Genomic DNA, 14,047 nt, shown 5'->3' with positions numbered 1-14,047 from the left:
TGCAATCTATGGCAAAACCTAGAGTCCATGAGATAGCAAAGAAATATAACAAACAAAGTAAAGAAATTATTGAAATATTAAAGAAAAATAATATTGAAGTTAAAAATCATATGAGTACGGTAGAAGATTCCCAGGTAGCGGTCATTGAAAAAGCCCTTGGAGCAAAAAAGGAAGAAAAACCGGTCAAAAAAGAAAACCGTCCTGAAAACCGCCAGGAGAAATCCAAAAATCAGCAGGGAAAAGACCAGCAGAGAAACAGAGGGCAGCAAAGACCTCAGAACGGACAGAATAACCAGAGCCGCGGTGCCAAACGGCCGGAAGGACAGCAAAAAGAAAAAGAAGCAGGACAGAATCAGGGCGGACAGAAGAAAGTCCTGAAAAAAGAAAATCCGCAGAATTCTCAAAAATTCTCCAATAATAATAACGGCCAGAATGGGAAGAATAAGAACAATAAATTTAATAAAAATAACAAAAAGAACAGAAATAATAAGTTTAACAACAAGAACCAAAATACTCAAAAGAAGAAAAAGACAGGACCGGGAGCTTTTATCAAGCCGGAGCCGGTAAAAAAACCGGAATATGATCCGAGCGAGCCGGTAAAGATTCCTGAGATCCTTACCTTAAAGGAGTTTGCGGAAGCAATCCACATCCCTGCAAATGATATTATCAAAAAGCTTCTGATTTCCGGAGGCGGACTTGTAAATCTCAACACCGAATTAGATTTTGAACGCGCAGAAGAGATCGCTTTAGAGTATGACCGCATCGTCGAATTAGAAGAGACTGTGGATGTTATTGAGGAACTTCTGAAGGATGACGACGAAGAGGATACAAAAGATTTGGTAACCAGACCCCCTGTAGTATGTGTTATGGGGCACGTTGACCACGGTAAAACATCTCTTTTGGATGCAATCCGTTCTGCCCGTGTCACTGCAGGTGAAGCCGGCGGAATCACACAGCATATCGGCGCTTATACAGTACAGACAGACAATGGAACCATTACGTTCCTGGATACACCGGGACATGAGGCTTTTACCTCCATGCGTATGCGCGGTGCCCAGTCTACTGACATCGCAATTCTTGTTGTAGCTGCAGACGACGGTGTTATGCCTCAGACAATCGAGGCGATCAACCATGCCAAAGCTGCCGGCGTTGAAATTATTGTTGCCATCAACAAAATTGATAAAGAAAGCGCAAATATTGAACGTGTAAAACAGGAACTTACAGAGTACGAACTGATTCCTGAGGACTGGGGCGGAACAACAATCTTTTGTCCTGTATCCGCACACAGCAAAGAGGGAATTGATGATCTTCTGGATATGATCTCTCTTACCGCAGAAGTACTGGAATTAAAGGCAAATCCAAACCGTAAAGCAAGAGGTATTGTCATCGAAGCTGAGCTTGATAAAGGACGCGGTCCTGTGGCAACAGTTCTGGTTCAGAAGGGTACTCTTCATGTGGGAGATGCCATTGCAGTGGGAAGTGCTCACGGAAAAGTCCGAGCTATGATTGATGACAAAGGAAAACGCGTCAAAGTGGCAGGGCCATCTACTCCTGTAGAGATTCTTGGACTGAGTGAAGTACCGTTTGCAGGTGAAGTCTGCATGGCTATGGAAAATGAAAAAGAAGCAAGATCTACTGCTGAGAAATTTATCGCCTATGGCCGTGAAAAGATGCTCTCAGAGACAAAATCACAGCTTTCTCTGGATGATCTTTTTGACCAGATCCAGGCCGGCAGCGTCAAAGACCTGAACATCATTGTAAAAGCCGATGTGCAGGGATCTGTGGAAGCCGTAAAACAAAGCCTTTCCAAGCTTTCCAATGAAGAAGTGGCAGTCAAGGTTATTCACGGAGGAGTCGGTGCCATTACAGAATCTGACGTTATGCTTGCCTCTGCATCCAACGCTATCATCATCGGATTTAATGTCCGCCCGGATCCTGCTGCAAAGGATGCCGCAGAAAGTGAAAAAGTAGATCTCAGATTATACCGTGTCATTTACAATGCCATCGAAGATATTGAGGCGGCCATGAAAGGTATGCTGGAGCCGGAATATGTAGAGAAGGTAATCGGCCACGCCGAAGTACGCCAGACATTCAAAGCATCCGGTGTCGGAACCATTGCAGGTTCTTATATCCTAGACGGTATTATCCAGAGAGGAAGCACTGCAAGGCTGATTCGTGACGGCATTGTTATCCATGAGGGTGAGTTTGCATCAATTAAACGATTTAATGACGACGTAAAGGAAGTCAAGACCGGATTTGAATGCGGACTTGTACTTGAAAATTATAATGATATCAAGGAAGGCGATCAGATTGAAGCCTATATAATGGAAGAGATCCCTAGATAAGCCTTCTTGACAGGAGGGAAACCATGAGAAAGAACAGCATTAAGAATACTAGAATTAATGGGGAAGTACAGCGGGAACTGAGCCGCATCATCAGCCGGGAAATCAAGGATCCGCGCATCGCGCCAATGACTTCCGTGGTTGATGCAGTAGTAACTTCCGACTTAAAACAGTGCAAAGCATATATCAGTGTCCTTGGTGGCCAGAAGGAAAAAGATGATACACTTGCCGGCCTGAACAGCGCGGTAGGATATATCCGAAGAGAACTGGCCCATTCCATCAATCTGAGAAATACTCCGGAAATCTCTTTTGTTTTGGATGATTCCATCGAATATGGAGTGGAAATGTCAAAGAAGATTGACGAACTGAACAAATAGGAGAAGCGATCATGAATGAATTCATATCATCCATCGAAGCGGCAGATTCCATTGCCATCACCGGCCATATCCACCCGGACGGTGACTGCATTGGGAGCTGTCTGGGGCTTCGGCAGTACATTTTAGATAATTTTCCTGGGAAATCTGTCACTGTTTATCTTGAATCGCCCGCTCCGGAATTTCAATTTCTGTCCGGGGCCGATTCTGTCAGGCAGACGGCAGAAGCTGTCCGCTATGATTTGTTCTTCGTCCTGGACTGCAGTTCTCTTGACAGGATTGAGCCGTTTATTTCCATGTACGAAACTGCTGCAAAGACATTTTGTATTGATCATCACATCAGCAGCAAAGGCATAGGGCAGGAATATATTTTAAAACCCCAGGCCAGTGCCACATGTGAAGTACTGTACGAATTATTTGATTCTGAGTGTATTTCACTGGAATGTGCATATTGTCTCTATACGGGAATTGTACACGACACTGGTGTATTTAAACATTCCAATACGACCAAGCAGACAATGGAGTATGCAGGAGACCTGATTTCCAAGGGGATCAACACTTCAAGGGTAATCGATGAGACATTTTACCAAAAGACATTTACTCAAAACCGGGTTCTGGGACAGGCTTTATTAAACAGTTCCCTGTATGAAGACGGACAGATCATTCTTTCTTATCTAAAGAGCGGAGAAATGGAGCAGCTGGGCGCTGATTCCGGAGACACCAACGGCATCATTGATCAGATGAGGATCACAAAAGGTGTGGAAGCCGCAGTCTTTTTATATGCCCTGGACGCAGATACTTACAAAGTCAGCATGCGTTCCAACGGAAAAGTAAATGTGGCTTCTATCTCTGAAGAATTTAAAGGCGGAGGCCATATCCGCGCTGCCGGTTTCAGCATGAAGGCAGACCTTTCAGAGGTAACTGATACCGTTCTTTCAAGAATCCGAAAACAATTATAGAGGTGCTTATGATACATGGTATCTTAAATATATATAAAGAATCCGGCTTTACTTCACATGATGTGGTAGCCAAGCTCAGAGGAATTATAAAGCAAAAGAAAATCGGACACACCGGTACCCTGGATCCGCAGGCCACCGGTGTGCTTCCTGTCTGTCTGGGCAAAGCCACCAAACTCTGTGATATGCTCACGGATACAAAAAAGGAGTACCGTGCTTCTTTCCGGCTTGGAATCAGAACAGACACGGAGGATATATGGGGAACTGTTGAGGAAGAATCCCGGCCGGATGTTTCCGAAAAACAGGTCCAGGATGCTGTACTCTCTTTTTTGGGAGATTATGAGCAGGTTCCCCCTATGTATTCAGCCTTAAAAGTGGACGGAAAAAAACTGTATGAGCTTGCAAGGGAGGGCAGAGTCATTGAGCGGAAGGCACGGCCTGTCACCATTTTTGAGATCAATGACCTGAGGATCGATCTTCCGGATATTCATATGACCGTGGTATGCAGCAAAGGTACCTATATCCGAAGTCTCGGGCGGGATATAGGAGAAAAGCTTGGATGCGGAGCCTGTATGACTGCCCTGGAACGCACAGCAGCCAGCGGATTTACTAAAACTGACAGCCGTACACTGGAAGAGATTGAACATTTGATGAGAGAGAACAGAATCACGGAGGCAGTGATTCCTCCTGATAAAATATTTGCAGATCTTCCCGAACGCACAGTAAAAAAACAGTATGCCAAGATCTTATATAATGGGAATCCTTTGAAAGCAGAATGCTTCACAGTGCCGTGCAGCACAGAACAGCGTCTGAGAATTTATGATGAGGACGGGCATTTCATAGGGATTTATGACTGGAAAGACCAAAAGAACATGTACTTTCCGGATAAAATATTTTACTGAAAGGAGTACTATGGAATACATACATCAAACGGAGAACTTTCAATTTCATAACTCTGCTGTAGCTCTTGGGAAGTTTGACGGACTGCATAAGGGACACCAGCTCATTTTTGACAAGCTTCTGAAATACAAAAAACAGGGGTATCAAACGGTTGTCTTTTCTTTTGACCGTCCGCCGGTAAACACCCTGAAGGCAGAAAATTACCATATGATTTATTCCAAAGAGGAAAAGGAGCGTTTACTTGCAAAAAAAGGGCTGGATGTTTTAATCGAACACCCTTTTACAAAGGAGTTCTCTAAGCTTTCTCCAAGGGATTTTGTCACAGAAATACTGATCAAAAAGGTTGGAATGAAAATACTCGTGGTGGGAGATGACTGCGGATTTGGCTATAAACGCCAGGGCAACGTAGAGCTTTTACAGGAAATGCAGAGAGAGTATGATTTTAAATTGATCGTAATCCCGAAGCTTGAATTAAACGGAGGCATTGTCTCCAGCAGCCGTGTCCGCAGCCTGCTGAAAGAGGCCAGAATCGAAGAGGCAAACCAGCTTCTCACATCCCCCTTTCTTGTCTATGGACCTGTCGTACAGGGAAACCATATGGGCAAGGACGTTTTAGGTGTTCCCACAGCCAATCAGATTCCAAATCCTGAAAAACTTCTTCCTCCTAACGGAGTGTATGTATCCAGGATTACAATCAAGGACCAGGTTTATTACGGAATCAGCAATATCGGCGTGAAACCGACCATTGAAGGCAAAAAGCATATGGGTGTGGAAACCTATATTCTGGATTTTGATAAAAATATTTACCACAAACCGATCTCTGTAGAGCTTCTCTGTTTTAAACGCCCTGAAATGAAGTTTGAATCACTGGAGTGCCTGTCAAAACAGATGAAGGCAGATGCAGATTATGCACGGGAATGGGTAAGAAAAGCAGGACTTATGTAGCCAATTTGGTGTGCCCTGTGGGTATACTTTTTTTTCAAGATGCGGTATAATATATGTAACTTAAATGAAGTTACTGAAAAGAAGGGAGCGGTTCATATGGCTACAAAGACGATTATTACGATTGAAAGACAGTATGGAAGCGGCGGGCATTTGATAGGAAAAAAGCTTGCAGAGGATCTTAATATTCCTTTTTATGACGGAGAATTATTAAAAGTTGCAGCAAAAGAGAGCGGGATCTGTGAGGAGATTTTCGAGAGTTTTGACGAAAAACCAACCACAAGTTTTTTATACTCCCTGGTTATGGATCCATATTCTTTGGGATATAATGCCAACTCCTTTGACCTTCCGCTCAATCACAAAGTATTTCTGGCCGCCTTTGACACCATCAAGGACATTGCCAGCAAAGGCCCCTGCATTTTTGTCGGAAGATGCGCTGACTATGCACTGGAGGATTTTGATAACTGCCTGAGCATATTTATCCACGCTCCTTTTGAAGACCGGATCAAACGGATCGAAGAAGTATACGAGATTCCAAAAGCAAAAAGTAAGGAAGCGCTTTTGAAAAAGGATAAGCAGAGGGCCAGCTATTATAATTACTACAGTTCCAACAAATGGGGCGATGCCAAGGCCTATGATTTCTGTATCAACAGCAGTCTGTTAGGAATTGACCAGACTGTGGATCTGATTAAACAGGTTATCGCGGAAAAAGAAAGTCAATAAGATCGTTTAAAGACTGGAGCAAGGCTGCAGCACTGAATTAAGGTGCAGCAGCCTTATTCTTTTCTGTGATCCATGAATCGGTATATAGCATGCAAATTATTTTTTATTTTGTACAGGATAGTGTAGTCATTTCTCATTCTAATTTGTTATAATACTTGTTATCGTGCAAAACACGAAATCTATGAATGAAATAAATCGGAGAACTGAGGATGATACACGAAAAATCTTTCTATAAAACATTTGCCCTGCTTACATTATCTTTAGCTCTGCAGAATCTGCTGACTTACGGCGTCAATCTGGCGGATAACCTGATGCTTGGAGCCTACAGCGAAACGGCTCTGTCCGGCTCGGCCCTGTGCAACCAGATTCAGTTTTTTCTGCAGATGCTGGTAGTGGGAGCTTCCGAGGGTGCTGTAGTCATGGGGACTCAATACTACGGCAAAGGCAGGTTTGAGCCAATTATACACACAATTGGAACTGCGGTGCGCTTTGGCGGCGGTATTGCAGCCATCATGTTTCTGCTGATTTTTTTCTTTCCGGGACAGATACTCGGCCTTCTCACCAATGATACATCTGTCATTGCAGAAGGAGTAAAGTATCTTCAGATTATTTGTTTTACATACCTGATGTTTACCGTGACCAACATCTTGACAGCATCGCTGAGAGCTGTTGGAATCGTTAAGATAGGATATATTATTTCAGCCTCCACGCTTTGTCTGAATATTATTCTGAATTCATGCCTGATCTATGGCAATTTTGGTTTTCCGGAACTGGGCATCCGGGGAGCTGCCGTTGCGACTCTCTGCTCCCGTACAGTGGAACTTCTGATCGTGATCTGGTATTTAAAATATAAGGAACATTCGCTGAATTTGACTCTGAAAAAGCTGGTCTTTATCGACCGGTCTTACATCGGTGATTATAAGAAGACTGCACTTCCGGTGCTCACAAGCCAGGCACAGTGGGGTCTTGCCCAGATGGTACAGACAGGAGTTCTTGGTCATATGGGAGCTTTCGCTATCGCAGCCAACTCCATCGCCACCATTGTATTTCAGATCATCACAGTGGTGGTCTACGGTTCTGCCAGCGCCTCAGGAATCATGATCGGCTGGACCATAGGCGGAGGAAAAGAAAAGAACATAAGGCCCATGGTAAAAACTCTGGAGATATTATTTCTGTCCATCGGCATAGTGTCAGGGCTGGCCATTTATATGATCCGGGAACCGGTTCTCGCCCTGTATGAGATTTCTCCTCAGGCAAAAACACTTGCTATGCAGTTTATGGCAGTCTTGTCGGTGACAACCATTGGAACCGCCTATCAGATGTCCTGTGACAACGGCATTATCCGCGGAGGAGGAAATACCAGCTTCAGTATGAAGATGAATCTGATCAGCATGTGGCTGATTCTGCTTCCTGTATCTATTTTTGCCGCCTTTGTCCTTCATCTGCCTCCGATCATTGTTTTCTTTCTGCTGAAATGGGATCAGCTTTATAAAGCAGTCCCTGTATTCATAAGACTGCACCGCTGGAAGTGGATTACCAAGGTTACCAGAGAGGAAACCGCCTGACAGAAAGGAGAATATTTGCCATGAAACTAATTACTTTCCTGGACAATAAAAACGGTCTTTTATTCCACCGCAGAAGACAGAGCCAGGACCGGGCACTCAGAACCTATATTAAGAATATGACAGCGGGCTGCCGGATTTATATGAATACCTTCACCCATGAGCTTTATCATGATTTCCCAAATACTGTTGTCTGTGATGATTTCTTATCAAAGGCGGGGGCAAATGACTACTGCTTATTGGAGGACTGTCCGGCAAAAGAGTATGAAAGCTGTATCCGGGAACTGATTATATTCCGCTGGAATAAGATCTATCCGGCAGATGTATACTTTGACCTGGACCTGTCTGACTGGCAACTGGAGGAGACAGAAGAATTTGAGGGATATTCCCACCATATTACAAAAGAAAGATATAGAAAGGAAAAACTATTACGATGAAACTGCGAAACAAAATCTCTGCAGCACTCTTAACACTGATTCTGGCCTTCAGTCTTGGGGCATGCCAGACAGCAGATAAAGCCGGCTCATCTGCCGATAAAGCTGCAAAAACCGAATCCCAGAGATCTTCCGGTACTTCCCGGAAAAATGTGTCCATAGACAATATCCCAGAATATTCAGACCAGATGTATGTGGAGGTGAACAGCAACCGCCCGGATTTTTCTTCCAAAGATTTAAAATCCAAATCTTACGAATCATACAGTAAACTGGATTCTCTAGGAAGATGCGGTACGGCGGAAGCGAATATAGGAAAAGATATCATGCCTACCAAGAAACGCGGAGCCATCGGCATGGTAAAACCTACCGGGTGGCACACTGTCAAATACAGCAATGTAGACGGTAAATATCTCTATAACCGCTGCCATCTGATCGGGTATCAGCTCACCGGTGAAAATGCCAACAAAAAGAATCTGATCACCGGAACCAGGGCAATGAATGTTGACGGGATGCTGCCATTTGAAGATATGGTGGCAGACTATGTAAAGGAAACCGGAAATCATGTCTTGTACCGTGTTACTCCGGTTTATGAAGGTAAGGACTTGGTGGCCAGAGGCGTTCAGATGGAAGCAATGTCTGTGGAAGATAAAGGAAAATCAGTGGAGTTTAATGTGTTTGTCTATAATGTACAGCCTGGAATATCCATTGATTATAAAACAGGCCAGAGTACAAAGTCACAATCACAAAATACATCTTCCACAAAACAAAAAAATACATCCAATTATGTCTGCGGCAACTCAAGATCCAAAGTTTATCACTGCCCGGGACAGAGAGACTATGAAAAAATGAAAACCTCCAAATATCTTGTAAAATTTAAGGGTGAAAAAGAAGCTCAGGAAGCAGGCTACAGAAAAGCAAAAAGATAACCATACTGCTGAGATTGCCTTTTTCTGTATCTGATGATAAAATAATATAACATTTAGCAGCACAAATTGGAGGTTTGTATGACATATGAAGAATTGCTGGCTTCAGCCAGAACATGTATGGGAGCCTACTGCAAGGCCTGTCCGGTATGCAATGGAAAAGCCTGCGGCAGCCAGATTCCGGGGCCGGGAGCAAAAGGTTCGGGAGACACTGCTGTCCGCAACTATCAGAAGTGGCAGGACATTCGGGTAAATATGGATACCCTGTCAGAAAACCAGCCGGTGGATACCCGGCTTGAGATATTCGGGAAGACATTCCGGTATCCGTTTTTCGCCGGTCCGGTAGGAGCTGTGAATCTTCACTACGGAGACAAATACACAGATGTTACATATAACGAAGTTTTGGTCTCTGCATGTGCAGAGGCAGGGATTGCCGCTTTTACCGGCGACGGGGTTAATCCGGAAGTGATGACAGCAGCCACACAGGCCATTAAGACAGCAGGCGGCATGGGAGTTCCCACCATCAAGCCGTGGAATCTGGAAACTGTACGTGAAAAGCTGTCACAAGTTCACAGCTGCGGTTCCTTTGCGGCAGCTATGGATGTGGATGCAGCCGGGCTTCCATTCTTAAAAAATATGACACCTCCCGCCGGAAGAAAATCAGCGGAAGAATTGGCAGAGATCATCAAGGAGGCGGGGCTTCCTTTCATAGTTAAGGGTGTAATGACAGTCAAAGGAGCACTCAAAGCCAAGGAGGCCGGTGCCTCGGCCATTGTAGTATCCAACCATGGAGGACGCGTGTTGGATCAGTGCCCGGCTACCGCCGAGGTTTTGGAAGAAATCGCGGATGCAGCGGGCGGTTCCATGAAGATCTTAGTTGACAGCGGCCTGCGCTCCGGCACTGACATATTTAAAGCTCTTGCTCTCGGGGCAGACGGAGCCATCATATGCCGTCCGTTTGTAACCGCTGTATACGGCGGCGGAGCTGAGGGAGTCCATACTTATATTGAGAAAATAGGATCAGAGCTTGAAGATACCATGGCAATGTGCGGAGCGAACTCCCTGGATGAGATCAAAAGGGATATGGTCCGCTGTCTCTGAGCTTAAATAAGGAGACTTATGTAATCCTGAAAACCGTTATCAGATTTTATACCCAAGTACAGCACCATCATCTGTACTTGGGTACTTTTATATGAGTTTTATTTCAATGTCTGCCAGACGGTAATCTGTTTGTGCTATAATAAGTTTCAGAACGCTTGATATGGAAAGGAGCCTTTAGACATTATGAAACCTCAATCTTATTATGATGAACTGAGTGTGCAGCAGACCCTGAAGCTAAGAGAGCTGATCCGGACACTGCCTCCCTTTTCAAAGGAATTTTTCCGGGCAATCGACACTACAACCCAGGTCCGTACCCGGATTGCATATGCATACGATCTGCGTGTTTTTTTTCACTTTTTAATGGATGAAAACCCAGTTTATAAAAATTATACGATTCTGGATTTTAAACCGGAGGATTTAGACAGGATTGAATCTGTGGATCTGGAAGAATACATGGAGTATTTAAAAACCTACGTTTCCGATGATAAAAGAATGCAGAATACAGAGCGTGGGATTTTCCGCAAGATGTCCTCTCTGCGGACATTTTATGCCTATTACTATAAACGCCAGCTGATCGGTACGAACCCGACTTTACTGGTGGATCTGCCAAAAATCCATGAAAAAGAGATCATTCGCCTGGAGGCTGATGAGGTTGCCTCCCTGTTAGATTTTATTGAAAGAGGCGGCGACAATCTAACAGGGCAGAAACGGATGTATTATGAAAAGACGAAAGAGCGGGATCTGGCCGTCATAACCCTGCTTCTGGGCACAGGCATCCGTGTTTCGGAGCTGGTAGGCCTGGATATGAATGATGTGGATTTTAAGAATAACGGGCTGCATCTGATCAGAAAAGGACGGAAAGAAATGACCGTTTATTTCGGTGATGAAGTGGCAGATGCCCTGCTTCAGTACATTGAGGGTTCCCGGAGCAGGGTGATTCCGCGGGAAGGACATGAAAATGCCTTGTTTTATTCTATGCAGAGAAAGCGCATCGGAGTGCAGGCAGTCCAAAACCTGGTGAAAAAATATGCCAAACAAGTAACCCCCCTGAAAAAAATCACCCCTCACAAATTGAGGAGCACCTATGGAACAGCGCTCTATGAAGAAACTGATGATATTTATCTGGTAGCAGAAGTACTGGGACATAACGATGTAAACACCACAAGAAAACATTATTCTGCCATGTCTGACACCAAAAGGAGACAGGCTGCAAAAAAAGTGACCCTCAGAGAGAAAAACTAGAAGGAGAGACCTATAAAAATGTTTCAGAAAAAAGATTTCTTTACAATACCAAATCTCATGAGCTGCTTCCGGATTCTGCTGATCCCGGTGTTTGTTTATGCCTATCTAAACGCCCATTCGGTAAACGGCACATATAAGGCTCTGGCTGTCCTCATTCTGTCCGGCGTCACGGATTTCTTTGACGGCATTGCGGCAAGAAAACTGCATCAAGTGACGGAACTGGGCAAAGCCCTGGACCCTATCGCTGACAAATTGACTCTGGGGGCTGTGATCTTTTGTCTGATACGCAGGATTGATGGATTTCAATATCTGTTTCTGATTTTTATCATCAAAGAACTGTATATGCTTCTGGGCAATCTGGCCGCCATGAAGCTGCGCGGGAAAAAACTGGACGGAGCCGCCTTTATCGGCAAGGCTGCTACAATGATAACTTATTGGTGTATGGGATTTTTTCTCCTGTTCCCCGAAATGCCGGGGAATATTCAGATACTTCTGATCATTGTGTGCGGAGGTATGATGACTGTCTCCGGACTGTACTATCTGCCTGTGTTTTATCGGCTTATCCGTAAAATATAATGAACTTTTTCATGGAGGGACTTTTCGGATATAGGGAATATATTTGACTGCCGGATCAGAAAATATGATAGAATAAAAATATATTTATGTGATTGGAGAATTCCTTATGCAGATCACCAGCCTTTATATTCATAACTTTAAATCTATCAAGACCATGCATTTGACCAATATTGAAAATGCTTTGATTCTTGTGGGAAAAAATAACGCAGGAAAAAGTTCTGTCCTGGATGCTGTGCGGGCAGCGGGAGGACAGTATGAGATCACAGAAGATGATTTTCACTCCTCAGGACAGAACATCGAGATCGGTATCAGCCTTTCCATTACTCCAGAGGATTTAAGGCTGCTTCACTCAGAGGGAATTGTAAGCCACTATAAAAGATACGATGTCTGGGAGAAGAATTTTAGGGAACGGCTCCCATCATTTCAGGACGGCAGCCTGACTTTCTCTTTCATAGCTAACAGAAACGGAAGGATTTTGTATCAGGATGGTTTTCAGAAAAATAATCCTTATATCCCTAAAGTCTTTCCAAAGATTTATTACATGGATACGGAGAGAGAGATCTCCCAGATTCAGGAAGATCTATTTATCAGCCAGGAGGATAAACTTCTGACCCAGATGCGCTCTGACTGCTGTCTGTTTGACAGAAAGAAGCAGTGCACTCACTGCTTCCAGTGCATCGGTCTGATTAATCAGAAGATGCCGGAAGAACTGAACGCTTTTGAGACCTCCAAATTATTTGAATATAAACTGTACCATCTGAATCTGGACCGCTTTGTGGAAAAAGTCAATAAAAGCTTCCACAAAAACGGAGGAGTGGGCGACGTGTTATATTATATGAACTATGACATGAACGCTCTGTTAAAAGTCCGCTCTATGATCAGCAGCAGAGAACATCAGGAAGCAAGAACTGTGGAGCGGCAGGGAAAGGGCATAAGAAGCATCTATATCCTATCCCTGCTGGAAGCCTACGTGGAAGTGTCTGCCAAGATCCCATGCATTATCATGATGGAAGTACCTGAAATCTATCTTCACCCGGAACTGCAGAAAGCGGCAGGGGATCTTCTTTATAAGCTCTCCGAAAAGAATCAGGTGATGTTTACCACACATGCTCCTAATCTGATCTTTAACTTTAACAGCCGCCAGATCAAACAGATTCTGCTCAATCAGGATGCCTACTCCATTGTAAGGGAAAAAACGGATTTAGGGGAAATTCTTAATGATCTTGGCTATACTGCCGCAGATCTGATGGATGTAAATTTTGTTTTTATTGTGGAAGGAAAGCAGGATAAAAGCCGTCTTCCTCTTTTGCTGGAACGTTATTATTCCGAAGTCTGTGACAGCGAGGGGCGGTTGAAGCGGGTCGCGATCATAACCACAAACAGCTGCACAAACATTAAGACTTACGCTAATCTGAAATACATGAACCAGATTTATCTGAAGGATCAGTTTCTGATGATCAGAGACAGTGACGGAAAAGATCCTGATGTTCTCGGAAAACAGCTCTGCAGATATTATGATGAGCGGAGCATATCTGATGTTGATCCTCTGCCGAAGGTAACCAGAAGGAATGTGCTGATACTTAAGTATTATTCCTTTGAAAACTATTTTTTGAATCCATCGGTTATGGTAAGTTTAAATCTGCTGCAGACAGAGGAAGATTTTTATGAAATATTATTTCAAAAGTGGCAGGAATATCTTCACCGGCTGCAGAGCGGCCGGCATTTGATTGAAGTGCTGGGAAGAACTCTGACATCACCTGAGGATGTCAAACAGCATATGGAAGAGATCAAGATTTATCTGAGAGGTCATAATCTGTTTGATATTTTTTACGGTCCTTATAAGAAGGATGAACGGAAGCTTCTGAAAAAATATATTGAACTGGCACCTAAGGAAGATTTTCAGGATATTCTTGCTTCCATCGATGATTTTATCTATTTCAAAAGCAAAAGAACAAGAGATTAGGAGGAATAA

The 14,047-nt window shown here is 43.9% G+C and carries 13 protein-coding genes; all 13 read left to right on the top strand.

Annotated features, from left to right (window positions below):
* Positions 1-8 precede the first annotated feature (8 nt).
* The 13 genes from infB to KH180_RS02700 all read left to right on the top strand — a co-directional run bounded on the left by infB (position 9) and on the right by KH180_RS02700 (position 14,038).
* Positions 9-2,345, top strand: coding sequence for a translation initiation factor IF-2 (gene infB / locus KH180_RS02760; RefSeq protein WP_290756142.1), 2,337 nt, complete (start codon positions 9-11; stop codon positions 2,343-2,345).
* 23 nt (positions 2,346-2,368) lie between these two features.
* Positions 2,369-2,719, top strand: a complete 351-nt coding sequence (rbfA, locus tag KH180_RS02755; protein WP_290756140.1) for a 30S ribosome-binding factor RbfA — start codon at positions 2,369-2,371, stop codon at positions 2,717-2,719.
* 11 nt (positions 2,720-2,730) lie between these two features.
* The gene (locus KH180_RS02750; RefSeq protein WP_290756139.1) at positions 2,731-3,675 is read left to right on the top strand and encodes a DHH family phosphoesterase; all 945 of its coding nucleotides are present in this window, start codon (positions 2,731-2,733) and stop codon (positions 3,673-3,675) included.
* An 8-nt stretch (positions 3,676-3,683) separates the two neighbouring features.
* Entirely contained in the window at positions 3,684-4,574 is an 891-nt protein-coding gene (truB, locus tag KH180_RS02745; protein ID WP_290756137.1) for a tRNA pseudouridine(55) synthase TruB, read from the top strand.
* 10 nt (positions 4,575-4,584) lie between these two features.
* Positions 4,585-5,517 (top strand): bifunctional riboflavin kinase/FAD synthetase, encoded by a 933-nt coding sequence (locus KH180_RS02740; protein WP_290756135.1) that lies wholly within the window; start codon positions 4,585-4,587, stop codon positions 5,515-5,517.
* Positions 5,518-5,613: 96 nt separating this feature from the next.
* The gene (locus KH180_RS02735) at positions 5,614-6,237 is read left to right on the top strand and encodes an AAA family ATPase (protein ID WP_290756134.1); all 624 of its coding nucleotides are present in this window, start codon (positions 5,614-5,616) and stop codon (positions 6,235-6,237) included.
* A 209-nt stretch (positions 6,238-6,446) separates the two neighbouring features.
* Positions 6,447-7,802, top strand: coding sequence for an MATE family efflux transporter (locus tag KH180_RS02730; protein ID WP_290756133.1), 1,356 nt, complete (start codon positions 6,447-6,449; stop codon positions 7,800-7,802).
* A gap of 20 nt (positions 7,803-7,822) precedes the next feature.
* Positions 7,823-8,236 (top strand): hypothetical protein, encoded by a 414-nt coding sequence (locus KH180_RS02725; protein ID WP_290756131.1) that lies wholly within the window; start codon positions 7,823-7,825, stop codon positions 8,234-8,236.
* On the top strand, positions 8,233-9,159 hold the full coding sequence (locus KH180_RS02720) for a DNA/RNA non-specific endonuclease (RefSeq protein ID WP_290756129.1): 927 nt from the start codon (positions 8,233-8,235) through the stop codon (positions 9,157-9,159). Before KH180_RS02725 ends, KH180_RS02720 begins: the two co-directional genes overlap by 4 nt.
* 78 nt (positions 9,160-9,237) lie before the next feature.
* A complete protein-coding gene (locus tag KH180_RS02715; RefSeq protein WP_290756128.1) occupies positions 9,238-10,257 on the top strand; it encodes an alpha-hydroxy-acid oxidizing protein in 1,020 nt (339 codons plus the stop codon).
* Between the two features lie 183 nt (positions 10,258-10,440).
* Positions 10,441-11,499: a tyrosine-type recombinase/integrase gene (locus tag KH180_RS02710; RefSeq protein WP_290756126.1), complete on the top strand. Its 1,059-nt coding sequence runs from the start codon at positions 10,441-10,443 to the stop codon at positions 11,497-11,499.
* 18 nt (positions 11,500-11,517) lie between these two features.
* Positions 11,518-12,075: a CDP-alcohol phosphatidyltransferase family protein gene (locus KH180_RS02705; RefSeq protein WP_290756124.1), complete on the top strand. Its 558-nt coding sequence runs from the start codon at positions 11,518-11,520 to the stop codon at positions 12,073-12,075.
* 106 nt (positions 12,076-12,181) lie between these two features.
* Positions 12,182-14,038, top strand: coding sequence for an ATP-dependent nuclease (locus tag KH180_RS02700; RefSeq protein ID WP_290756122.1), 1,857 nt, complete (start codon positions 12,182-12,184; stop codon positions 14,036-14,038).
* Positions 14,039-14,047 lie beyond the last annotated feature (9 nt).

This window comes from Anaerostipes sp. (assembly GCF_018381315.1).
Lineage (GTDB): Bacteria > Bacillota > Clostridia > Lachnospirales > Lachnospiraceae > Anaerostipes.
The sequence above is the reverse complement of the archived record's forward strand: the minus strand, read 5'-3'. Positions and strand labels throughout refer to the sequence as shown.